General features: G+C 71.4%; 23 protein-coding genes, 1 pseudogene and 1 riboswitch. Of the genes and pseudogenes, 11 read left to right on the top strand and 13 right to left on the bottom strand.

Annotation, left to right across the window (positions count from 1 at the left end):
• The first annotated feature begins 35 nt into the window (after positions 1-35).
• The gene (locus ACQPZW_RS27090; RefSeq protein WP_433788840.1) at positions 36-764 is read left to right on the top strand and encodes a hypothetical protein; all 729 of its coding nucleotides are present in this window, start codon (positions 36-38) and stop codon (positions 762-764) included.
• Here ACQPZW_RS27090 and ACQPZW_RS27085 read toward each other — a convergent pair.
• On the bottom strand, positions 761-1,426 hold the full coding sequence (locus ACQPZW_RS27085) for a response regulator (protein ID WP_433788839.1): 666 nt from the start codon (positions 1,424-1,426) through the stop codon (positions 761-763). The genes ACQPZW_RS27090 and ACQPZW_RS27085 overlap by 4 nt on opposite strands.
• Positions 1,414-2,619 carry a histidine kinase gene (locus ACQPZW_RS27080; protein ID WP_433788838.1) on the bottom strand — a complete coding sequence of 402 codons (1,206 nt, stop codon included), beginning with the start codon at positions 2,617-2,619 and terminating at the stop codon, positions 1,414-1,416. The genes ACQPZW_RS27085 and ACQPZW_RS27080 overlap by 13 nt, the downstream gene beginning before the upstream one ends.
• Positions 2,620-2,923: 304 nt before the next feature.
• On the opposite strand from ACQPZW_RS27080, the gene ACQPZW_RS27075 reads away from it, so the two are divergent.
• Positions 2,924-3,331, top strand: a complete 408-nt coding sequence (locus ACQPZW_RS27075; RefSeq protein WP_433788837.1) for a DUF6069 family protein — start codon at positions 2,924-2,926, stop codon at positions 3,329-3,331.
• Positions 3,332-3,490: 159 nt separating this feature from the next.
• Here ACQPZW_RS27075 and ACQPZW_RS27070 read toward each other — a convergent pair whose 3' ends face one another.
• On the bottom strand, positions 3,491-4,609 hold the full coding sequence (locus tag ACQPZW_RS27070; protein WP_433788836.1) for a winged helix DNA-binding domain-containing protein: 1,119 nt from the start codon (positions 4,607-4,609) through the stop codon (positions 3,491-3,493).
• 128 nt (positions 4,610-4,737) lie between these two features.
• Between ACQPZW_RS27070 and ACQPZW_RS27065 the strand changes: the two genes are divergently transcribed.
• Together ACQPZW_RS27065 and ACQPZW_RS27060 are read left to right on the top strand one after the other, a co-directional pair.
• Positions 4,738-5,079, top strand: coding sequence for an ADP-ribosylation/crystallin J1 (locus ACQPZW_RS27065; protein WP_433788835.1), 342 nt, complete (start codon positions 4,738-4,740; stop codon positions 5,077-5,079).
• 30 nt (positions 5,080-5,109) lie between these two features.
• Positions 5,110-5,514: a hypothetical protein gene (locus ACQPZW_RS27060; protein ID WP_433788834.1), complete on the top strand. Its 405-nt coding sequence runs from the start codon at positions 5,110-5,112 to the stop codon at positions 5,512-5,514.
• Here ACQPZW_RS27060 and ACQPZW_RS27055 read toward each other — a convergent pair.
• The 3 genes from ACQPZW_RS27055 to ACQPZW_RS27045 form a co-directional block, all read right to left on the bottom strand.
• Entirely contained in the window at positions 5,496-6,266 is a 771-nt protein-coding gene (locus tag ACQPZW_RS27055) for a class I SAM-dependent methyltransferase (protein WP_433788833.1), read from the bottom strand. The two genes, ACQPZW_RS27060 and ACQPZW_RS27055, sit on opposite strands and share 19 nt — an antisense overlap.
• Positions 6,267-6,382: 116 nt before the next feature.
• Entirely contained in the window at positions 6,383-6,928 is a 546-nt protein-coding gene (locus ACQPZW_RS27050) for an alpha/beta hydrolase (RefSeq protein WP_433788832.1), read from the bottom strand.
• The gene (locus tag ACQPZW_RS27045) at positions 6,925-7,566 is read right to left on the bottom strand and encodes a nucleotidyl transferase AbiEii/AbiGii toxin family protein (protein ID WP_433788831.1); all 642 of its coding nucleotides are present in this window, start codon (positions 7,564-7,566) and stop codon (positions 6,925-6,927) included. Before ACQPZW_RS27045 ends, ACQPZW_RS27050 begins: the two co-directional genes overlap by 4 nt.
• A 25-nt stretch (positions 7,567-7,591) precedes the next feature.
• On the opposite strand from ACQPZW_RS27045, the gene ACQPZW_RS27040 reads away from it, so the two are divergent.
• Positions 7,592-8,377 carry a hypothetical protein gene (locus ACQPZW_RS27040; protein WP_433788830.1) on the top strand — a complete coding sequence of 262 codons (786 nt, stop codon included), beginning with the start codon at positions 7,592-7,594 and terminating at the stop codon, positions 8,375-8,377.
• A gap of 102 nt (positions 8,378-8,479) precedes the next feature.
• Here ACQPZW_RS27040 and ACQPZW_RS27035 read toward each other — a convergent pair whose 3' ends face one another.
• Positions 8,480-8,821 (bottom strand): hypothetical protein, encoded by a 342-nt coding sequence (locus ACQPZW_RS27035; protein ID WP_433788829.1) that lies wholly within the window; start codon positions 8,819-8,821, stop codon positions 8,480-8,482.
• A 122-nt stretch (positions 8,822-8,943) separates the two neighbouring features.
• On the opposite strand from ACQPZW_RS27035, the gene ACQPZW_RS27030 reads away from it, so the two are divergent.
• Entirely contained in the window at positions 8,944-9,255 is a 312-nt protein-coding gene (locus ACQPZW_RS27030; RefSeq protein ID WP_433788828.1) for a DUF899 family protein, read from the top strand.
• A 61-nt stretch (positions 9,256-9,316) separates the two neighbouring features.
• Here the strand turns inward: ACQPZW_RS27030 and ACQPZW_RS27025 are convergent, their stop codons facing one another.
• Together ACQPZW_RS27025 and ACQPZW_RS27020 are read right to left on the bottom strand one after the other, a co-directional pair.
• The gene (locus ACQPZW_RS27025) at positions 9,317-9,898 is read right to left on the bottom strand and encodes a pentapeptide repeat-containing protein (RefSeq protein WP_433788827.1); all 582 of its coding nucleotides are present in this window, start codon (positions 9,896-9,898) and stop codon (positions 9,317-9,319) included.
• A 33-nt stretch (positions 9,899-9,931) separates the two neighbouring features.
• The gene (locus tag ACQPZW_RS27020; protein WP_433788826.1) at positions 9,932-10,936 is read right to left on the bottom strand and encodes an aldo/keto reductase; all 1,005 of its coding nucleotides are present in this window, start codon (positions 10,934-10,936) and stop codon (positions 9,932-9,934) included.
• Between the two features lie 38 nt (positions 10,937-10,974).
• Between ACQPZW_RS27020 and ACQPZW_RS27015 the strand changes: the two genes are divergently transcribed.
• The gene (locus ACQPZW_RS27015) at positions 10,975-11,655 is read left to right on the top strand and encodes a hypothetical protein (RefSeq protein WP_433788825.1); all 681 of its coding nucleotides are present in this window, start codon (positions 10,975-10,977) and stop codon (positions 11,653-11,655) included.
• Here the strand turns inward: ACQPZW_RS27015 and ACQPZW_RS27010 are convergent.
• From ACQPZW_RS27010 to mgrA, 3 genes and pseudogenes are all read right to left on the bottom strand, one after another.
• Complete coding sequence (locus ACQPZW_RS27010) at positions 11,610-12,398, bottom strand: nucleotidyltransferase domain-containing protein (RefSeq protein WP_433788824.1); 789 nt, start codon at positions 12,396-12,398, stop codon at positions 11,610-11,612. The genes ACQPZW_RS27015 and ACQPZW_RS27010 overlap by 46 nt on opposite strands.
• Positions 12,395-13,068: pseudogene (locus ACQPZW_RS27005) on the bottom strand (nucleotidyltransferase domain-containing protein). The gene ACQPZW_RS27010 and the pseudogene ACQPZW_RS27005 overlap by 4 nt, the downstream one beginning before the upstream one ends.
• Before the next feature lie 17 nt (positions 13,069-13,085).
• Positions 13,086-14,114 (bottom strand): L-glyceraldehyde 3-phosphate reductase, encoded by a 1,029-nt coding sequence (mgrA, locus tag ACQPZW_RS27000; protein ID WP_433788823.1) that lies wholly within the window; start codon positions 14,112-14,114, stop codon positions 13,086-13,088.
• A 15-nt stretch (positions 14,115-14,129) separates the two neighbouring features.
• A riboswitch (glycine riboswitch) is annotated at positions 14,130-14,217 on the top strand.
• A gap of 76 nt (positions 14,218-14,293) precedes the next feature.
• Between mgrA and gcvP the strand changes: the two genes are divergently transcribed.
• Positions 14,294-17,104, top strand: a complete 2,811-nt coding sequence (gene gcvP / locus ACQPZW_RS26995) for an aminomethyl-transferring glycine dehydrogenase (protein ID WP_433788822.1) — start codon at positions 14,294-14,296, stop codon at positions 17,102-17,104.
• Positions 17,105-17,218: 114 nt separating this feature from the next.
• On the opposite strand, the gene ACQPZW_RS26990 is transcribed toward gcvP, so the two are convergent.
• Positions 17,219-17,419 carry a DUF5999 family protein gene (locus ACQPZW_RS26990; RefSeq protein WP_433788821.1) on the bottom strand — a complete coding sequence of 67 codons (201 nt, stop codon included), beginning with the start codon at positions 17,417-17,419 and terminating at the stop codon, positions 17,219-17,221.
• Positions 17,420-17,538: 119 nt separating this feature from the next.
• Between ACQPZW_RS26990 and ACQPZW_RS26985 the strand changes: the two genes are divergently transcribed.
• The 3 genes from ACQPZW_RS26985 to ACQPZW_RS26975 all read left to right on the top strand — a co-directional run bounded on the left by ACQPZW_RS26985 (position 17,539) and on the right by ACQPZW_RS26975 (position 19,972).
• A complete protein-coding gene (locus tag ACQPZW_RS26985; protein WP_433788820.1) occupies positions 17,539-18,744 on the top strand; it encodes a chorismate-binding protein in 1,206 nt (401 codons plus the stop codon).
• 175 nt (positions 18,745-18,919) lie between these two features.
• Positions 18,920-19,462 carry a sigma-70 family RNA polymerase sigma factor gene (locus tag ACQPZW_RS26980; protein ID WP_433788819.1) on the top strand — a complete coding sequence of 181 codons (543 nt, stop codon included), beginning with the start codon at positions 18,920-18,922 and terminating at the stop codon, positions 19,460-19,462.
• Positions 19,463-19,483: 21 nt separating this feature from the next.
• The gene (locus tag ACQPZW_RS26975; protein WP_433788818.1) at positions 19,484-19,972 is read left to right on the top strand and encodes a peptide deformylase; all 489 of its coding nucleotides are present in this window, start codon (positions 19,484-19,486) and stop codon (positions 19,970-19,972) included.
• Positions 19,973-20,011 lie beyond the last annotated feature (39 nt).

Here is a 20,011-nt window from a genome sequence, read left to right as displayed (position 1 = left end):
CGGAGAATGGACCCAACACGAGTCAGGGAGGCCCCATGACCGGTACCCGCACCCGCCGGCCCGTCCCCGACCGCGCCCGCAAACGGGCCATCCGGGCGCTCGCCGCCCAGCTCGGCGTCTCCTACTCGGTGGCGGCACGGCTGATCGCCGACGAGCACCGGGCCTGGATTTTCGCGGCCCGCGAACAACGGACCTTCCACGCACGGGTGACCGACACCCGGCTCGCCGCGGACCTCCCACTCGGCCGGGCCGCGCATCTGGTCCGGCGGTTCCCGCCGATGCGGGCGTTCGGGCCGCTCTACGTGGGCGAGGCCCGCGAGACCGTCCTCGGCATGCTGTACGCCGTGGTCCTGCACGACTCACCCGGGCTGCTGCCCCCGCCCGACGAGCTGACCTGGGCCGCCGAGCTCGGCGAGGAGTCCGCCGTCGACATCACCTGCGCCGCCGTCGACCGGGCCGCCCGCCTGCTGCTCGACCACGACCGGTGGCGGCTGTGGGCCCGCGTCGACGCCGCACTCGCCGAGTGGGAGTCCGGCGCCGACCGCCGGCTGCGGGACGCGGCGATCACCCTCGGCCGGGTGCTGCGGTCGACCAGCCTGCGCGGCTCGGTCGACGGGGCCCGGCACATCCTCGACGCGGTGCTCGTCGAACCGTACGAGGGTGACCCGCCCGGCGCCCGCGTGACCGTCGACGGCCGTACCCGCACGGTCACCGGCGTGCGCTGGGAGCGCACCGGCCCGCCCACCGGATACGAATTCGGCTAGGCCAGCCCCGCATCATGGGCGAGCAGCGCGATCTGGGTGCGGTTGTCCAGGCCGAGCTTGGTCAGGATGTGCGAGACGTGGCTCTTCACCGTCGCCAGCGTCATGTCCAGCTCGGCGCCGATCTCCGCGTTGCCGAGCCCGCCGCCGATCGCGACCACCACGTCCCGCTCGCGGGGGCTGAGCGTCGCCAGGGTGGCTCTGGCCTGCGCGTACGCCCCCGCCTGCACGGCCACCCGGTCCATCAGCCGGCGGGTGATCCGCGGTGACAGGATCGGCTCGCCCGCCGCCACCTGCCGGACCGCCTCGGCGATCCGGGCCGGCGGGGTGTCCTTGAGCAGGAAGCCGCTGGCCCCGGCCCGCAGCGCGTGCAGGATGTTCTCGTCGGTGTCGAACGTGGTCAGCACGATCACCTCGGGCGGCCGCGGCCGGGCCCGCAGCCGTCTCGTCGCGGTGATGCCGTCGACCCGCGGCATCCGCACATCCATCAGCACCACGTCGGGAGCGTGCGCGTCCAGGGCGGCGGGCACCTGGTCGCCGTCGGACGCCTCCCCGACGACCGCGATGCCGGGCGCCCCGTCGAGCATCATGGTGAGCCCGGCGCGAACCAGCGCGTCGTCGTCGACGACGAGCACCCGCACCGGCCGGGCGTTCACGCCGGCCATGGTATCGACGCGTACAGCCGGAACTCACCGTCGGTCACCTGATGGTCGAGCCTCCCGCCGGCCAGGTGAACCCGCTCGGTGAGCCCCACCAGCCCCGCCCCGCCGGACGCCGGCATGCCCCGGTCCGCCTCCTCGGCTGGCGGCGTGTCCGGGCTCGCTTCGGTGGACCGCGGCTTGTCCGGGCCTGCTTTGCCGGGCCGCGGCGTGTCCGGGCCTGCCAGTGGGTTTCGGACGTCGACCACGAGGTCGGCGCCCGGCCCGCCGCTGACGGTCACCCGCACGGTCTGCCCGGCGGCGTGCTTGCGGGCGTTGGTCAAACCCTCCTGCACCACCCGGTACGCCGTCCGCGCCACCGTCGGCGGCGCCTCCGCCGGATCGTCCACCGACTCCCGCAACAGCACCTCGGTCCCCGCCGCCCGTGACTCCGCCACCAGCCGCGGCACATCGGCGAGCACCGGCTGCGGATGAACCCCGTCCCCGCCGTCGTCCTCCCGGAGCAGCCCGATCACCTCCCGCAGTTCCTCGAGCGCCTGATGCACCCCGCTGCGGACCACTCCCGCCGCCCGTGACATCTGCTCCGGCGGCGCGTCGGGCCGAAACTCCATCGCCCCCGCGAACGTCGCCAGCAGCGACAACCGGTGCGCCAGGACGTCGTGCATCTCCCGGGCGATGCGCCGCCGCTCCAGCATCCGTGCCTCCGCGACCCGCCGGCCCTGCTCGGCCTCGGCCCGCTGCGCCCGCTCCCGAAGAGTGCGGATCAGCGCCTCCCGGGCACGCGCCCACAGACCCCATCCGAGCAGCGCCCCGTAGGCGATCGTCACCAGGGCCAGCCACCAGCCGTACGACATGCCGGTGTTGACCCGCCAGGCCCCCTGAACCGCGTGCGCCGCGATCCCGCCCACCGACACCGCGATCGCCGCCGTCCGGTCCCGGCGCCGCGCCACCTGCAGTACCCCCATCGTCGCCGACGGCGTCACCGCGGGCGACAGCACGGCCAGCACGGTCAGCGCCGCCGTCGCACCGACCGGCCGCCACACCAGCAGCGGCGTCAGCACCCAGGCCACCACACCGGCCGCGACATCGAGCATGAGCAGCGGATCCTTCGGGTCGCTGCTCCACCGGCCGACCACGGTCGCCGCGATCAACAGCCCGGAGCCACCGAGCAGAACCGCGAGCCCCCAGCCGTTCCGCATCCCGTCCATCCCCGCCCCGATCCCCACGCACCCGGTCCCGCGTCCGGCTTTCGGTCCGCGCCGGCTCGGTCCGCGCCGGCTCCGGCTAGCGCCCGGCGCGCGATCTGCGCCCGGTTCGATCCGTGCCTGGTTCGATCCGTGCCCGGTTCGATCTGCGCCCGGCTCGATTTCGCTTCCGGCTTCGGATTCCGTCCGCTCGGCGAGGCTAACCAGCGAACGCCGCCCACCGACACCATCCAAAGTTGGTGGTGCGCCGTCTTCGGCCCGATGTGGGCGCCCGCCCCCGCCCGCCACGCTGATGCCCATGACGACGAACACGAAGCAGCAGACCCTCCACTCCAGCACCAACGGCCGGGCGATCACCGTAGCGGCGGGCGCCACCGGTGCGCTGCTGCTCTGGTCGGTGCACAACTGGGCCGGCACCGAGCTCGCGGTCCGTCAGGGCGGCACCATCCAGACGGTCGGCCCGATCGCCGTGGTCACCGCCGCGCTCGTCGCGGGTGCCGCCGCGTGGGCACTGCTCGCCCTCCTGGAACGCACGGCGCGCCGCCCGGCCAGGACCTTCCGGATCATCGCCACGGCGGTGCTGCTGCTCTCGCTCGCCGGCCCGCTGGCCGGCATCGGTCTCGGCAGCCGCCTCGCCCTGCTGGGCCTCCACCTGACCGTCGGCGCCGCGTTGATCCTCGGCTTGCCGGGCCGTCGCTGCCGCTGAAAACCCGGAGTCGCCCGTCGCCGGCACCCCGTGTCGAAGGGCACCGTCACCGCCGAGGCCCGCGAGCAACGGACGCGAGCCCGACCCCGGACCTTCCGGCTTTCAGGTAAGCCCGACCCGAGGTGCCGCGAGCCGCCGTTCAGTTGCCGTGGCGGCTGGTCAGACGGTCGCGACGCGGAGTGTGGCGGACCCGCCGGTGATCTTCGCGATGCGGTTCGCCTCGCCGGCCAGTGAGTCGTGCGGCACCGGCTCCGCTTCGGCGAACAGGCTGACGGTGAGGCCGTCGCCGGTCGGCTCCCAGGTGCCCGCGATCCGGCCCCGGTCGACCACGACCGGCGAGATCCAGCCGCCGGTCCGGCTGATCAGCGCCCGCCGGTGCGGTGCGATGAGCCGCTCGTCCCTGGTGCCGGGCCCGAGCACGAACTGGTCGAACGCCGGCAGCAGCCGTGTTCCCGGGACCGGGACGGCGGCGGCGATGTCGTCCAGGTCGGCGGTGCGGGCGAATGCGGCCTGCCCGTCGACCGACACCTCGGTGATGTCGCCCGACCGGCTCAGATCGGCGAACCAGCGCCGCAACGACGCCCGGCGGGACGCGCCCCGGATCAGCCACTGGTCGAACGCCTCCATCGTGGCCGGGCCGAACGCACCGAGATAGGCCGGGATGATCCGCGCGGCTGCCGGGTCCGGCGCGGGCAGGCCGGTCCATCCGTCGGCCCACGTCGCCGGGCTGGTGAACGTGACCCTGTTCCCGTCGGTCGGCCCGTGGCACACCAGCCCCTGCCAGGCCAGTGGCTTGAGCACCGTGCCCCAACCGGATCCGAGCAACTCACCCAGCGAATCGTCGCGCGTCGTCTGGAGGATCTCCGCCGCCAACTGCTCGCGGGTGAGGGCCCGGCCGGGCAGGATCTCCCGGACGGCGTCCGCGATGGCGTCGATCTGCCCGGTGGTGGCGAACGTCCGCTGCCACGCGCCCTTCTCCCAGGTACGGGCGTCGGCCATCAGGCTCAGGCACGAGGCCGCGTCCGTGACGGTGAGCAGGTGCAGCGTGCCCCGCATCGCCCACACCTTGATCAGCTCGCGCCGCTCCAGGGCTGCCTCGACCGCACCCGTGGCAGGCGCCGCGAGCCGCACCGCGACGGCGTGCTCTGCGGCCGAGGCGACCTGGGCCTGCACACCGCACAGCCGCCCGACGACCGCCACCGCCGACTCCGCTGCCACAGCGGCGAGGAACTGCCGCTCCATCCGCCAGGCGAGAACCTGTTCAAGGGAGAACTCCACGAGCCATTCTCCCGCACCGGCTCTCCGGCCCCGGAAGCCGCGGTCGTGGCGCCGTCCGGCGGGCTCGACCGTCCGGCGGGCTCGATAATGGAATGGCAGGCCGGGCCCGGCTGGACGATCATGGGGCCGTGGAGACGGTGACGTTGTGGCGGCCGACCGGGCCGGAGGAGCTGGCGCTGGTCGAGGGCTCGGGTTGGCGTGAGTGGCCTGCGCGGCTGCCGGACCAGCCGATCTTCTACCCGGTGCTGAACGAGGAGTACGCCTCCATGATCGCCCGGGACTGGAACGTCCCGGCCTCCGGCGTCGGCTACGTGACCCGGTTCGAGGTCCGGCGCTCGTTCCTCGACCGGTACGAGGTTCATCAGGTCGGCGGGCGCACCATCCTGGAGTACTGGATCCCGGCCGAGGAACTGGACGAGTTCAACGCCAACATCGTCGGCACGATCGCCGTCGTCGCCGAGTTCCGCTGATCACCCGGTGCCGGCGGGCATCATGGGGCGGTGAGCACGATCATCGAGTTCTTCATCGCGGCCGACGACGAGTCCGCGGCCGGGGCCGTGCAGGACGGTCCGGGCCCGGACGCGGACATGGTGACGTACGGAAACTTCGACGCCCTCGAGTCGATCGAGGAGTGGGAGAGCCTGCTCACCGGGCGGGACGCCGACGACGTGGAGGGCCCTGACGTGCTCGGGGACGACGGCCCCCTCGTGCTGGTCTTCCCGTCGGCGCTGACCGGGGCGCTGGCCGGTGACGTCTCGGGGGTGGCCGCGCGCTGGGTGCGGCTGCGGGCCGACGAGGGCGAGGAGATCGACGAGGAGCTGGCCGAGGAGATCGTCGCCGAGGTCGCCGCGCTGGCCGGACGGGCCCGTGCGACCGGGGCCGGCCTCTACTGCCGGGTCTTCTGAGCGCTGATCAGGACGGTGTGCCGGCGGACGCGGAAGACGCCGTCGGCCGCGATCCGGGCCGCGACGAGGTCACGGGCGGCGGACCGCTCGGCGGGGGTCAGCGGCTCGGCGGCGACGCTGGCGAGGAACGCGAGGACCGGCTCGGGGGAGGGCACCGCGAGGTCGCCGGGGTAACGCTCGACGGTGACGGCGTCGAAGTGGCGGGCCATCCACTGCGGGACGGTTTCGGCGGTGACATCGTTGTGGACGGCCGACAGGGTCAGGTCGGGCCGCCCGACAGCCGGGCCGAGCGCGGTGATCTCGGTGTGGTGGTCACGGCCGTTCACGGCGACGAACACCCGTCCGCCCGGCCGCAGGACCCGGGCGAACTCGCGCAGCGCCGCCCGCGGATCGTCGAGGTGGTACAGCATGTGGTTGCCGATCAGTGTGTCGAACGAGCCCGCCGCGAACGGCAGCCGGGTCGCGTCACATCGCTGGACCGTGGCGTCGTCGACCTCGCGCAGCCGGTCGCACATGGCGGCGGAGAAGTCGGTCAGGGTCAGCCGCATGCCGCGCCGGTCCACCCGGGACCACAGCGCGCCGGTCCCGGCACCGACCTCCAGGACGTCACCCCCGGCGGGCAGCCGCGCGGCCACGAACGTGAACCAGTCCTGCGGGTTCGTCCCGTAGGCGTGCAGCGCCATGCGGGCGGTCAGGTTCGCCGAGGTCGTCGCATACTGCTGGACGGCCCTCGCTGATGGCGAGACGGTCACCGTCAGACCATAGCGGTCGATCGGCGTCGGCGGATCGCTTCGGCCCGGCGGTCGCGTCGGGATCCTCGGGGGTACGCACCCCTCGCGCCGACTCTCGGGAACGGCGACAGTGCTGTTCAGGGCTGCCCGGACCGTACCGTATGAAGGAACTGCTCGATGTTCGTCCCGATCGTCGCGAGGACGTCGGTGTAACGCCGGATCGGGCCGGGGACGCGCATGGCGTGGTCGGCGCCGGGGATCGTGACGACCGTCTTGCCGGTGGCGTGGGCCGCCGCGGTGTCCCAGTAGGGGTCGGCGTCGCCCCCGAGGAGCAGGGCGGGCGCCCGGTTGGCGGTGATCGCGGCGGTGACCGTGGCATCGGTCAGCAGCGGGGTGAGCCAGATCGCGGGCAGGGAAAGCTCGGCGGCGAGGCCGGCCGCGCGCGTGCCGAGCGATTTGGCGATCAGAATCGGACGTGTCGACGGGTCGATCCGGTGCAGGGCGGCAACGGCGTGCACCCGGACGAACGGTTCCGGGTCGATGTCGAGCAGACCCTCCGGCGCCAGCCAGGTCACGTGCTCGACGGCGTCGCCCTGGCCGGCCAGGACGGCGTCGGCCAGATCGAACAGGGTGCCCGCGGTCGTGTAGAGGCGGCCGGGCAGCAGGATGCCGGTGAGTCTCACGTGCGTGGCCAGTCCTTCAGGCGGTCGCGGAGGGCGGCGATCGCAGCCCGGTCCAGACCATAGAGGGCGAACCGGGCGTCGTCGAGCCGGTCCAGGTAGCGGCCGGCGTCGGCGATCTCCTCCGGGTCCAGCGCCGGGTCGGCGGCGTGCGCCAACTCCAGCACCCGGTCGAGGGGATAGCGTTCCAGCGCCGCCGCCACGTCGATGTAGTCGCGGACCTCCCGCCGGGTGACCAGGGCGGCGACCTTCGTGGCGACCAGGTCGTCGAGGTGCATGACCGGTCCGACGTCCATCACCACCGGGGCACGGTGCCGGTCCAGGCGGCACAGCGTCAGGCGCAGCGCCCGGTGCTCGCCGGCCACCAGGAACTCCTGGATGTCGGCGTCCATACCGGCGAACAGCTCGTCGGCCTCCTCGCGGACCACCCGGTAGCCGGCCGCGGTCAGCGCGGACGTGACCTCGCCGGCGGCGGCCACCACCCCGCCGGCCGTGTCGGTGAACAGGTCGATGTCCTCGGTGGGGCGGGCGACCAGGCCGTTGACCAGCCAGGCGACCCCGCCGCCGAGAACGAAGCCGTGCTTGTCGGCGACCGCGAGGGCGATGCGGGCCACGTCCCGGTAAAAGTCGTCGACGCTCACCCGGCAAGGTTGGCACACTGCGCGGATGTCCGATGCAGACGACGCGCTGATCTGGTTGGCGGCCCAGGGGGTGACCCGGCTGGGGCCGGGCCGCTGGCACTCCACCGAGGACGACGCGGAGATGTCGGACGGTGAGCTGGCGCACGAGTGGGCGGCGTGCATGCTCGGTGACGAGGGCCGGGCGCCGGCCGAGCGGGTCCGGATCACGCTCGGGCTGCTCGACCTGATCGACGAGTTCTGGGTCACGACCGAGCTGGCGTTCTTCCTCAACCCGTACTACAACGGCGCCACCGATGATCAGGCGGCGGCCCAGGCGTTCTGGGCGGGTGTGCGAGCGCGGCTGGAGAGGCCGTCGGTTCCTGATCAACTGCTGTACACGCTGTGGGTGGAGTGGTTCGAGGACCACCGGGCGTCCGAGCGGGCATTCGCTGAAGTGCTCGGCGACGACCTCCAGCGGCTACCCGGCGACGAGGCGCTGCAGCGGCGGGCCGATCGGGTGCTCCGCAACTCCGGGCCGGTGCCGTGGAGCGGCAAACGGCTCGTGTACTCCGCTGTCGCGGCCATGCCGTCACTGGCGCCGGCGCTGTTCCGGGGGATCCTGCTCAGCTATCACGACTACTACGGGAGCCTGGAGCCGGCCGAGGCGCTGGCCCTGCTCGACCGGCTTGACCTGCCGCCGGACACCGAGCATCTGGAGCGGTTGCGGGCGGTCCTACGGCAGGGGGCCCACAACCATTACCGCAACCCGGAGCTGTGGTCCACCGCGACGGACGGCGAACGACGAACGGCGAACGGCCGTGACGGACGGTGACCGGGTGTCGGGCGGCGCGGTGACCGGAAACGTCAGGCGGCGCGGTGACCGGGTGTCAGGCGGCGAGGTGACCGCGTGTCGGGCGGCGCGGTGACCCGCCGGTCAGGCGGCGGCGCGCAGGCGCAACCGTGGGTGGCGGGCCTCCCAGGCGGCGCGGACACCGCGGGGCAGGTTGAGCTCCGGCCACACCCGCACCAGCGTCGCCCCGTCGAGGTGGTCGCGCAGCTCGTCGATGCGGATGGCCTCGCGGAGCACATTCTCATACATCCACAGCAGCATGGTGTGCTGGCTCAGGTCGAAGGCCCGCTGTGGATGCCACCAGAGGCGCAATGGCAGCTCGGCGAACCCGGTGGTCGGCCCGCACAACTCGCCGAGGCTCCCCGCCACGACCACGGGCCGGTGCGGCCGGGCGAGGTGTGTAACGGGGGCGGCACTCACAGACATGCCAACAGCGTAAACCGGCACACCGTACGGAAGGCAAACGCCTAGTGGCCTAGGAAGATGAGTTTCGGGTGGTTCGGTGGTCTACCTCGAGAACGACCATCGAGCAGACGTGGAGGACACCAATGACCAGCACGCCACCCGTTGTCGATCAGGCGACCTGGCAGGCCGCGCGGGACGAGCTTCTGATCCGGGAGAAGGCGCACACCCGGCAGGGCGACGCCATCGCGGCCGCAGGACAACCCGCCCGGGCGCGGCGCGGACCACGATCCGTGCTGGTACTGGCGCACCGGCGCCGACGGTGTCCCCACCGGTGGACCGGCCGGCCGGCCCGCGCCGCAGTGGACCCGGCCGGGCGTGACCGTCGAGGACGGCCTCGGCCGGGGCGGCTGTCACTGACGCTCAGCGGCCGAGCGCGACGACCGGACGATCGATAGGGGCCGGATCAGATTCCAGGCCCGGCCGCCCCGTCGAACGGACGCGGCGGCCGGGTGCGGCTCATGCGTCGCGGATCTGCAGGCCGAGCGACATGGCCAGCACGACGGCCTGGTCGGCGGTGATCACCGCGTCGCGCATCTCCACCGTCCGTGGGTCGAAGGCGTGCAGGTCGGTGCCGCGCAGGTCGCAGCCGGTGAAGTCGGCGCCGGTCAGCTGGGCGGCCGACAGGTCGAGCCAGCGCATCGTGCCGTTGCGCGCCCGGACGCCGGTCAGGTCGGCCTCGCGCATGCGCACGCCGGTGAACGTGGCCGTGCCCAGGTCGGCGCGCTGCAACCCGGTGAACGACCAGTCACCGCCGTCGACCCTGGTCAGGTCGAAGGTGCACCCCTCGAAGCCGCTGCCGACCGCCTTGCAGTTGGTGAACGTCGCGTCGAAGAAGTTGCAGTTGACGAAACGACAGTTCAGATAGGCCACGTCGGTCTGCTGCGAGCAGTTGAACCGGGTGTCACGGAAGACGCACTCGGAGAACTCGACGCCCTCCAGGTCGGTCTCGCACAGGTCCAGCCCGGAGAACTGGACCTGCTCGTGACGACGTTCCTTACCGGCTCCGGCATCCCAGTCTCGGGTGGTGATGGTCTTCACGGCCGGAGCCTAACCGCGAGGTACGACAGAGACTCACCGGCGCCGCGGGGAACGGGCCAGATACGCGTGCGGGTACGGCAGCGGCTGCTCCCCGGCGGTGGTCAGCTGCTCCAGGCTCTTGTCGTCGAGGCTCCACCCGGTCGCGCCGAGGTTGTCGGCCAGCTGCTCGGGGGTGCGGGCGCCGATGATCGGGGCGGTCACGCCGGGTCGTTGCAGCAGCCAGCGCAGCGCCACCTGGGCGGGGCTGCGGTCGACCGTGGCGGCGACGTCGATCAGGGCGTCGGTGACCCGCCAGACGCGTTCGTCGACGCTGTCCTGCCAGTTGCCGAGCCACGGCTGCTTGTCGCCGTCCCACCGGCTGCCGGCCGGGGCCGACGTCATGCCGCGCCGGTACTTGCCGGTCAGCCAGCCGCCGCGCATCGGTGACCACGGGATGATGCCGACGCCCTCGTTGCGGCAGACCGGCACCAGCTCGGTCTCGATCTCCCGGTCGATGAGGTTGTAGAGCGGCTGCGCTGCCACGAACGGCTCCCACCCGCGGAACCGGGCGACGTCCACCGACTTCTGCAGCTGCCACGCCGCGTAGTTGGACACCCCGAGATGCCGGACCTTCCCGGTACGAACGAGCGTGTCCAGCGTCGACAGGGTCTCCTCGACCGGTGTCGTCTCGTCGAAACAGTGCAGCTGGTACAGGTCGATGTAGTCGGTGCCGAGCCGTCGCAGGCTGGCGTGCACCGCCGAGATGAGGTGCTTGCGCCCGGCGCCGTGATCGTTGCCGGCCTCGCCGGTCGCCCAGAACCCCTTGGTCGCGATGACCAGCGAGTCGCGTTCCTGCCGGGCCAGCCAGCGGCCGATGATCTTCTCCGAGACGCCGCCCGCATACACGTCGGCGGTGTCGATGAAGTCACCGCCCGCCTCGACGTAGCGATCGAGGATCGCGTGGGAGGTGGTCTCGTCCGACTCGTTGCCGAACGTCATCGTTCCGAGGCACAGCTCACTGACGCGAAGTCCGCTGCCCCCGACATACCGGTACTCCATGGCATAGATCATTCCAGTACCCCCGTAGATTCACCACCGTGACACGAATGTTGCGCGGCATCGGCTACTGGGATGGCCCGCAAGCCCCTGACGGCTGGCCAGACGTCTGCGCGTTCGCCGTCGGCGAGCCGGACGAGCGGGTGGCCGCCTACCTGCGGTCGGGGACGCCCTTCATGGCGATGGCCGGCCGCTCCCGATGCCGGTTGTGCGGCCGGTGGAACGGGTCGGCCGAGCTGACCGACGGCGAGAGCTTCTGCTGGCCCGAGGGCCTCGCGCACTACGTGGAGGAGCACGGCGTCCGGCTGCCCGAGGAGGTCAGGGCCGTGGCGGCGCGCGGTCCGGCGAGACCGGTCGACGCGTTGCTGTTCAACGAGACGATCCCCATCGACGCTGGTTGGTGGCGGGCGCAGGCCCGCGACGGCGCGCACCTGCCGGGCTGCCGGCACAGCGCGTCCCTGGGCTGGTGGGAACTGCCGGCCGTCGCCGACATCCACGTCGACCGGGTGCCGGTGGGTGACGTCGCGTTGATGGCCCGTCTGCGCCGGGCGCTCGGGGTGGACTGGCCGTTCGCGACGCTGCGTGAGCTGACCGCCCGGCAGCCGGTGCTCGCGGTCACCGGCGGTGACCCGGCTGCTCTCAACCGCCGGCACCCCGAGCTGTGCGGCTACCTCTTCTACGCGACGGCGGACGGGCTGCTGCCGGTGGCCACCGAGGTCTGACCGAGGCGCGTGCGCACGATGAGGTCGTGCAGCTCGTCCACGGCCGCCGGGTCGGCGTACCCCGGAAGTGCGCTCTCGTCTCTGGCCTGTTCCAGCTCGGCGCGCAGCGCGGGGATGTCGGCGGCGAGATAGGCTGCGGCCCGCGCCGGCATCGGGCCGTTCTCGGCCTCGCGCTTGGCGGCGATCAGCTCCGGCACGTAGGCGATCCTCGCGCCGAGCACGCCCAGATCGCAGACGACCTCGCCGGTGCGCATCAGGTGTATGCCGGTGAGCAGCACCCGCAGCGTGTACAGGGCGGGCTTGATCCGTCCCGTGTTGTGGTAGAGGCGCTGCTGACCGTGGGCGAAGCCCAGGTAGTGGTGGGCGTGGCCGCTGGTGATCATCCGGGGCGCCAGGTCCTTGAGGGCGGCGTGCAGCTCGGAGGTCACCACCACGAGCGGCGAGAGCAGCTGTTCCAGTACGTACCCGTTGCGGCTGTTCAGCAGCTTGGCGAACTTGCGCAGGTCGTGGCTGACGATGTCGAGCTCGACGCCGTCGCGGTCGCCCGAGCGCTCGACGGTCTCCGGGCCGGTGCGCAGGCCGACGACCTCGTGCGCCGGCAGCACGTGCGAGGCGCGCAGGTCGAGGTCGGAGTCGACGGAGGCGAACCCGTACAGGTGCGCGCCGCTCACGGTGGCGAAGACCAGGGGATACGGGACTGCGGTGGTGGCGTCCGCGGCCCACTCCGGCACGTCGAGGGTCACCCTAGATTCCTTTCTCGTACGGCCACGAGCACCCGGTCCACAGCGGCCCGGTCCGGGGCTTGGGGAGCGACGTCGAGGCGGCCGCGTCGGTGAGCTCGTCCTGGAGCCGCCCGGCCCATGCGGCGATCCGTTCCCACGGGGTCTCGCCGTGTTTGACGGCCAGCAGCTCGTCGCGCAGGTGTGACACGTCGACCAGGACCTCACCGGCACGCAGCACGTGCGCCCCGGCCATCAGCAGCCGGATCATGTGCATGGCCTGCTTGAAGTTGACCTCGCCGGTCCGCTCGCGCCGGTTGGCGACCTTGGTGAGCTGGTCGCGCGCGTATCCGCCGTACGTCTCGGCCAGCCGCTGTGACAGGAACGCCTGCCGCACCCCGAGCAGAGCCTCGCCGTCGGCGTTGCGGAACTCGACGAGCGGCGACCACAGCACTTCGAGGACGGTCGGGTTGGCCTGCAGCGCGAGCGTGCAGAACCGTTCGATCTCCCACGAGAACTGCTCCTCGGCCGGCCCGTCGAGGTGGGTGGGCGGCTTGTCGAGGCGCCAGAAGTCACGGGTCGGCGCCACGAAGACACCCCGCCGGTCGTGGTCGGATCCGGGCCCCTGGAGTCCATAGGCGCGCGACCCGACCACGACCGCGAGGGCCGTGTGCCGTTCGACGAGGTCGATCATGAGCACGCAGGATACGGCTAGAGATCGAGTACCGTCGCGTCGATTTCGTCCAGCTCGCTCTGGTCGAGGGCGAGGTTGCCGAGCGCGGCCACGTTGTTCTCCAGCTGCTGCACGCTGGACGCGCCGATGATCAGGCTGGTCATCCGCTCGTCGCGCAGCGCCCAGGCGAGGGCGAGCTGGGCCAGTGTCTGGCCGCGCCGCTTGGCGACGTCGTTGAGCGAGTGCAGGCGGCCGAGGGTCTTGTTGTCCAGGGCGCTCTCGTTGAGGAACACACTGGTGCGGATCCGCGAGTCGTCCGGGATGCCGGTCAGGTAGCGGTCGGTGAGCAGGCCCTGCTGCAGGGGGCTGAACGCGATGCAGCCGGCTCCGGCCGCCTCCAGGGTGTCCAGCAGCCGGTCGTGCTCGATCCACCGGTTGAGCATCGAGTAGGACGGCTGGTGGATCAGCAGCGGCGTGCCCAGCTCGCGCAGGATGTCGGCGGCGCGGGCGGCCTCCTCGCTCTTGTAGTTGCTGATGCCGACGTAGAGGGCCTTGCCGGAGCGGACGATCGCGTCGAGCGCGGTCATCGTCTCCTCGAGCGGGGTCTCCGGGTCGGGCCGGTGGTGGTAGAACACGTCGACGTAGTCCAGGCCCATCCGCTTCAGGGACTGGTCCAGTGACGAGACCAGGTATTTACGGGAGCCCCAGTCACCGTACGGGCCGTCCCACATCGTGTAGCCGGCCTTCGTCGAGATGATCATCTCGTCGCGGTGGGCGGTGAAGTCGGCGTGCAGGATGCGGCCGAAGTTGGTCTCGGCGCTGCCGGGCGGCGGCCCGTAGTTGTTGGCCAGGTCGAAATGCGTCACCCCGAGGTCGAAGGCCCGGCGGACGATGTCGCGCTGGCGGTCGGCGGGACGGCCGTCGCCGAAGTTGTGCCACAGGCCCAGGCTGATGACGGGGAGCTTGAGGCCGCTGCGGCCCGCACGCCGGTAGATCATGTCGGCGTAGCGGTCGGCGGCAGGGAAGTACGTCACATCGCACACCCTAGGACTCCCGGTCTTGCCCATGCCCGCTGGTAGGTTGATCCCAGCGCGGGAGAGTCCGCTGACGCGGCGCCGAAGAGGCAAATCCTCCCCGGAAACTTTCAGGCAAAAGGACCGCGCAGGTTGGCAACTCTGAAATGCCGCAGTCTGGGTATGACAGAGGGGGAGGTTGTTCCTCGACCTTCTCACGCCAGGAGTCGCGCATGACGTCCCCGTTCGTTTCCCGGCACATCGGCCCGGATGCCGACGAGCAGACCACGATGCTGAAGGCGATCGGCTACGGCTCGGTCGAGCAGCTGATGGACGCCGCGATCCCCGAGTCGATCCGTTTCCACGGTGATCTGGACCTACCGGCCGGGATCACCGAGGAGCAGACGATCGCCGAGCTCCGGTCGATCGCCGACCGTAACGTGCTCGCCACCCCGATGATCGGTCTCGGCTACTACAACACGGTCACGCCCGCGGTGATCAAGCGCAACGTGCTGGAGAACCCGGCGTGGTATACGGCTTACACGCCGTACCAGCCGGAGATCAGCCAGGGCCGCCTGGAGGCGCTGCTCAACTTCCAGACCATGGTCACCGACCTGACCGGTCTGACCACGGCGAACGCGTCGATGCTGGACGAGGCGACCGCGGTGGCCGAGGCGATGACGCTGGCGCGACGCTCCTCCAAGAGCAAGAGCAACGTGTATGCGGTGGACGCCGACACGTTCCCGCAGACCCTGTCCGTGCTGCGGACCCGGGCCGAACCGCTCGGCATCTCCGTGGTGCTCGTCGACGTCGAGAAGGACGAGCTGCCGGAGGAGCTCTTCGGGCTGCATCTGCAGTATCCGGGCGCCTCCGGTGCCGTGCGTGACCACGCGGCGCTGGTCGAGGCCGCCCACGCCAAGGGCGCGCTGGTCACGGTCGCAGCCGACCTGCTGGCGCTCACGCTGCTGCGGGCTCCGGGCGAGATCGGTGTGGACATCGCCGCCGGGACCACCCAGCGGTTCGGTGTGCCCCTGGGCTTCGGTGGCCCGCACGCCGGCTATCTGGCCGTGCGCGCCGGCCTGGAGCGGTCGCTGCCCGGCCGTCTGGTCGGCGTCTCGAAGGACGCCGACGGCGACCAGGCCTACCGGCTGGCGTTGCAGACCCGTGAGCAGCACATCCGCCGTGAGAAGGCGACGTCGAACATCTGTACCGCGCAGGTGCTGCTGGCCGTGATGGCGAGCATGTATGCGGTCTACCACGGTCCCCGCGGGCTGTACGACATCGCCGCTCGCACCCACCGCAGGGCCCGTGCGCTCGCGGCCGGCCTTGCCGCGGCCCGGGTCGAGGTGACGACCGCTGCCTTCTTCGACACGATCACCGTTCGGGTGCCCGGCCGGGCCGCCGAGATCGTCGCCGCGGTTGCGGACTCCGGCATCGACCTGCGTCTGGTGGACGCCGACCACGTGTCGGTGTCGACCGACGAGACGACCACGGACGAGCACGTCGCGACGGTGCTGGCGGCGTTCGGCGCGCCGGAGAAGGTGACCGGTCCGCGTGTCCTGCCGGACGCTCTGGTGCGCACGTCCGAGTTTCTGGCGCATCCGGTGTTCAACACCCACCACTCGGAGACGAGCATGCTGCGCTACCTGCGCAGGCTCTCGGACCGTGACTACGCGTTGGACCGCGGCATGATCCCGCTGGGCTCCTGCACGATGAAGCTGAACGCCACCACCGAGATGGAGGCGGTCACCTGGCCGGAGTTCGCGAACATCCACCCGTTCGCGCCGTCCTCGCAGACCGAGGGCTACGAGCATCTGGTCGCCCAGCTCGAGGCCTGGCTGGCGGAGATCACCGGTTACGACGCGGTCAGCGTGCAGCCGAACGCCGGTTCACAGGGTGAGCTGGCCGGTCTGCTGGCGATCCGCGGCTACCACCGGTCCCGCGGCGAGGCGCACCGTGACGTCTGCCTGATCCCGTCCTCCGCGCACGGCACGAACGCGGCCAGCGCGGTGATGGCCGGCATGCGGGTCGTCGTGGTGGCGTGTGACGCCGACGGCAACGTCGACCTGACCGACCTGGACGCTAAGATCGCCAAGCACCGTGACCAGCTCTCGGCGATCATGGTGACCTACCCGTCGACCCACGGTGTGTACGAGACGTCGATCGCCGACCTGTGCGCGAAGGTGCACGAGGCGGGCGGCCAGGTGTATGTGGACGGCGCGAACCTGAACGCGCTGGTCGGCTACGCCCGTCCGGGGAAGTTCGGCGCCGACGTCTCCCACCTCAACCTGCACAAGACGTTCTGCATCCCGCACGGCGGTGGCGGCCCCGGTGTGGGCCCGGTCGCGGTCGGGGCGCATCTGGCCGAGTTCCTGCCGGGCGACCCGCTGCAGCAGGGTGATCACCACGCGGTGTCGGCGGCGGCGCACGGGTCCGCGGGCATCCTGCCGATCTCGTGGGCGTACATCCGGATGATGGGCCCGGACGGTCTGGCGGCGGCGACCGCGTCGGCGGTCCTGTCGGCAAACTATGTCGCGGCGCGGTTGCGCGAGCACTACCCGGTGCTGTATGCGGGTGAGAACGGCCTGGTCGCGCACGAGTGCATCCTCGACCTGCGCCCGATCACCAAGGCCACCGGCGTCAGCGTGGACGATGTGGCGAAGCGGCTGATCGACTACGGCTTCCACGCGCCGACGATGTCGTTCCCGGTCGCCGGCACCCTCATGGTGGAGCCGACCGAGAGTGAGGACCTCGCGGAGCTGGACCGCTTCATCGCCGCGATGATCGCCATCAAGGGCGAGATCGACAAGGTCGCGGCGGGGGAGTGGCCCGCGGGCGACAACCCGCTCGCGAACGCGCCGCACACGGCGTCGTCGGTCATGATCGACGAGTGGACCCACCCGTACTCACGCTCCGTGGCCGGTTTCCCGGAGGGCGTGGACCGGACGGCGAAGTACTGGCCGCCGGTTCGGCGTATCGACGGGGCCTTCGGCGACCGGAATCTGGTGTGTTCCTGCCCGTCGCCGGAAGCTTTCGAGGACTGACCCGTCCACGGCTCAGTTTTTCCCGTTGCGCAGGTCGCGGTCGTCGATGATCGCGGCCTGCGCTGCTTCCGTAGTCCTCGATTGACTACGCTGCGTCGCGTGTCGTGAAGTGTCTCAGGCTGCCAGGGCGTGCACAGCCGGCCCACGGTGCGGCTCGATCGTGGTGCCGTCCGGCAGCAGTTCACCGGTGTCCTCGAAGACGATGACGCCGTTGCAGAGCAGGCTCCATCCCTGCTCCTGGAAGGTCGCGATGATGCGTGCGGCCTCACGGTCGGTGGCGTCGGCTGGGGGGCAGTTGATCAGGTGCTGGCACATCGGTTTACTCCGGTTGGGGGCTGTGTGAAGGTTCACAATTGCGGTGACGAACGTTACCTCACATCGAACGACACTGGTTCAACCCGGTGACGGCGTCGGCGCGCGGATCCTCGTCTCCCATGCTCCACGCCGGAGCGGTCGTCGACCACTGTCCGCTACCTCCGATCGGTCGTCCGCCGGGTGCCCCGGCGAGCTGCCATGCCCGTCACCACGCGTTAAGCACCTTTCGATGGCATCAGGGTGATCCCGGTGACCCTGCCGAGCTTGTGGCGGAGTTCCTCGCCGACAACGGACTACCGGTGCGTAACCTCGGCCGAACGGGTGACAAATACCAGACGATCGGCGATGGCGAGGTCTGTGGGGCATCACTCTACGTATCTGCCGATGCGGGGGCCGTGATGGCAGGCGGTGTCATTGGATCGCGCTCTCCTGTGCCCGGCATTCCTGATGTATACGCCGTTGTTTACCGACATGCCCGTGATGTCACACCGACCGGTGACATGTCCGGTGACCGGTGGAGCCTCGGGCCGTGGCGGGAGAGCTGGACCCGCGAGCGGCACGCCACCGCCGTCGATGCGGTCCGGGCCGCCATCGCACGCGGCGACGTCTACCAGGTCAACGTCGTCGGGCACGCGTCCGCGGCCTATACCGGAGATCCCGTCCCCGCCCTGCGCCGCGTCGCCGCCCTCGCCGGCGCCCGCTACGGCGGTGTGCTCGCCGCCGACGGCTGGGCCATCGCCACCGCCTCCCCGGAGACCCTCGTCGAGGTCCGCCACGGGCGGGTCGTCACCCGGCCGATCAAGGGCACCCGCCCCGCCACCGCCGCCGGCCGTCACGATCTGTTGGCCTCCGCCAAGGAGCGCGCCGAACACGTGATGATCGTCGACCTGGAACGCAACGACCTCGCCCGGCTTCCGGGGACCGGGCCGGTGCGGGTGGACGAGTTGTTCGCCGTACGCGAATGGTCGGGTCTGTGGCAGGCCGAGTCGGTGGTGTCGGCGGACCTGGACCCCGGCGTGGGCCTTGCCAATCTGCTGCGGGCCGTCTGCCCCGGCGGCAGCGTCACCGGTGCCCCCAAACTGGCCGCCCTCGCGCAGATCGCCGCCCTCGAACCGGTCGGCCGGGGCGCCGCCATGGGTGCGCTCGGCTGGATCGGCCACGACCACCTCGATCTCGGCCTGACGATCCGCACCGTCGCCCTCGACGGCGCCCGCGCCCACGTCTGGGCCGGCGGTGGCATCACCATCGACAGCGACCCGGTCGCCGAAGTGGACGAGGCCGCCGCCAAGACCGGTCCGGTGCGCGCCGCACTGCGGGGTCGCTGACCTGCACAGCGGGCTCATAGCGTTCTCCGAGCCGTCTCTACCGAATGCGTGCCACTGTCGGCATCCGCCCCCCTGGGTGGGGTCGAGCGCGTACTTTGACGTCCGCGCGGCACCGAGACGGTCCACAGTGGCACCCTGCGTGTCCGGTGGCTGGCACAGAGACGAGATCGCGGACATGCTTGAGCTCCTCGAACACCCGGTCGCCCCGATCCGGACGACCATCCGCCCGGTTCGGCCGGACTTCGCGGGCTTCGCCCACGCCACCACCGCCCGCCTGCACAGCAGCGCCTTCCAGCTCTGCCGCGACTGGCACCTCGCTCAGGACCTCACCCAGACCACGCTGACCAAGCTGTTCCTGAGCTGGGAACGGGCCGTCGACAGCGACAACCTGGTGGCGTACGCCCAGAAGGTCCTGCTCAGGGTCTACCTGGACCATCGGCGCCGCCGCAGCTCCACCGAGACGGTCCCGGGGGAGTTGCGTGAGCCCGTCTACTCGATCAGCCCCGAGCTGCGGCTCACCCTGCTCGACGCGCTGTCCCGGCTCCCCGTCCGGGACCGCGCCATCGTCCTGCTGCGCTACTTCGCCGACCACAGTGTGGAACAGGTGGCCCAGGAGTTGGACGTCCCGATCACCGTGGTGAAGTCACAGACCCGCCGATCGCTGATCAAATTGCGCCACATGTTGCGGACCGAGCGGCCCACCCTGTTCGCCGCGTAACGACCGGTTAGCCTTTGCGGCATGACAGTACGGCCCATTCGGATTTTCGGTGACCCGGTTCTGCGTACGCCCGCCGACGAGGTGACCGACTTCGGCCCGCAGCTGCGTGAGCTGGTCCGCGACCTGGAGGACACCGTCCGCGAACCCGGCCGGGCCGGTGTCGCCGCCCCGCAGATCGGCGTCAGCCTGCGCGTCTTCTCCTACAACGTCGGCGGTGTGGTCGGCCACCTGGTGAACCCGGTCCTCAGCGACTTCGCCGGCGAGCAGGCCGACGAGGAGGGCTGCCTGTCGCTGCCCGGCCTCGGCTACGAGACGAAGCGGTACGAGTCGGTCGTCGCCCGTGGCTTCGACCAGCACGGGGAGCCGCTCGTCATCGAGGGCACCGGCTTCCTGGCCCGCGCCCTGCAACACGAGACCGACCACCTCGACGGCCGCCTCTACGTCGACACCCTCACCGGCGACGTCCGCCGCCAGGCCCTGCGCGAGATGCGCCGGGTCGTCCCCCGATGACCCCGGACCCGTCCGCCGGATCTCCGGGTTCCGCCGCCG

Origin of the sequence: Actinoplanes sp. CA-252034 (assembly GCF_050956125.1) — a bacterium.
Lineage (GTDB): Bacteria > Actinomycetota > Actinomycetes > Mycobacteriales > Micromonosporaceae > Actinoplanes.
The sequence above is the reverse complement of the archived record's forward strand: the minus strand, read 5'-3'. Positions and strand labels throughout refer to the sequence as shown.

What these genes read in the sequence shown, in the direction of transcription:
- ACQPZW_RS27075 (WP_433788837.1), top strand. Translation starts at nt 2,924, where the DNA reads ATGACGACGAACACGAAGCAGCAGACCCTCCACTCCAGCACCAACGGC.
- ACQPZW_RS27040 (WP_433788830.1), top strand. Translation starts at nt 7,592, where the DNA reads ATGTCCGATGCAGACGACGCGCTGATCTGGTTGGCGGCCCAGGGGGTG.
- ACQPZW_RS27020 (WP_433788826.1), bottom strand. Translation starts at nt 10,936, where the DNA reads ATGGAGTACCGGTATGTCGGGGGCAGCGGACTTCGCGTCAGTGAGCTG.
- ACQPZW_RS27090 (WP_433788840.1), top strand. Translation starts at nt 36, where the DNA reads ATGACCGGTACCCGCACCCGCCGGCCCGTCCCCGACCGCGCCCGCAAA.
- ACQPZW_RS27030 (WP_433788828.1), top strand. Translation starts at nt 8,944, where the DNA reads ATGACCAGCACGCCACCCGTTGTCGATCAGGCGACCTGGCAGGCCGCG.
- ACQPZW_RS27085 (WP_433788839.1), bottom strand. Translation starts at nt 1,426, where the DNA reads ATGGCCGGCGTGAACGCCCGGCCGGTGCGGGTGCTCGTCGTCGACGAC.
- mgrA (WP_433788823.1), bottom strand. Translation starts at nt 14,114, where the DNA reads ATGGGCAAGACCGGGAGTCCTAGGGTGTGCGATGTGACGTACTTCCCT.
- ACQPZW_RS26985 (WP_433788820.1), top strand. Translation starts at nt 17,539, where the DNA reads ATGCTCCACGCCGGAGCGGTCGTCGACCACTGTCCGCTACCTCCGATC.
- ACQPZW_RS26990 (WP_433788821.1), bottom strand. Translation starts at nt 17,419, where the DNA reads ATGTGCCAGCACCTGATCAACTGCCCCCCAGCCGACGCCACCGACCGT.
- ACQPZW_RS27035 (WP_433788829.1), bottom strand. Translation starts at nt 8,821, where the DNA reads ATGTCTGTGAGTGCCGCCCCCGTTACACACCTCGCCCGGCCGCACCGG.
- gcvP (WP_433788822.1), top strand. Translation starts at nt 14,294, where the DNA reads ATGACGTCCCCGTTCGTTTCCCGGCACATCGGCCCGGATGCCGACGAG.
- ACQPZW_RS26980 (WP_433788819.1), top strand. Translation starts at nt 18,920, where the DNA reads ATGCTTGAGCTCCTCGAACACCCGGTCGCCCCGATCCGGACGACCATC.
- ACQPZW_RS27080 (WP_433788838.1), bottom strand. Translation starts at nt 2,619, where the DNA reads ATGCGGAACGGCTGGGGGCTCGCGGTTCTGCTCGGTGGCTCCGGGCTG.
- ACQPZW_RS26975 (WP_433788818.1), top strand. Translation starts at nt 19,484, where the DNA reads ATGACAGTACGGCCCATTCGGATTTTCGGTGACCCGGTTCTGCGTACG.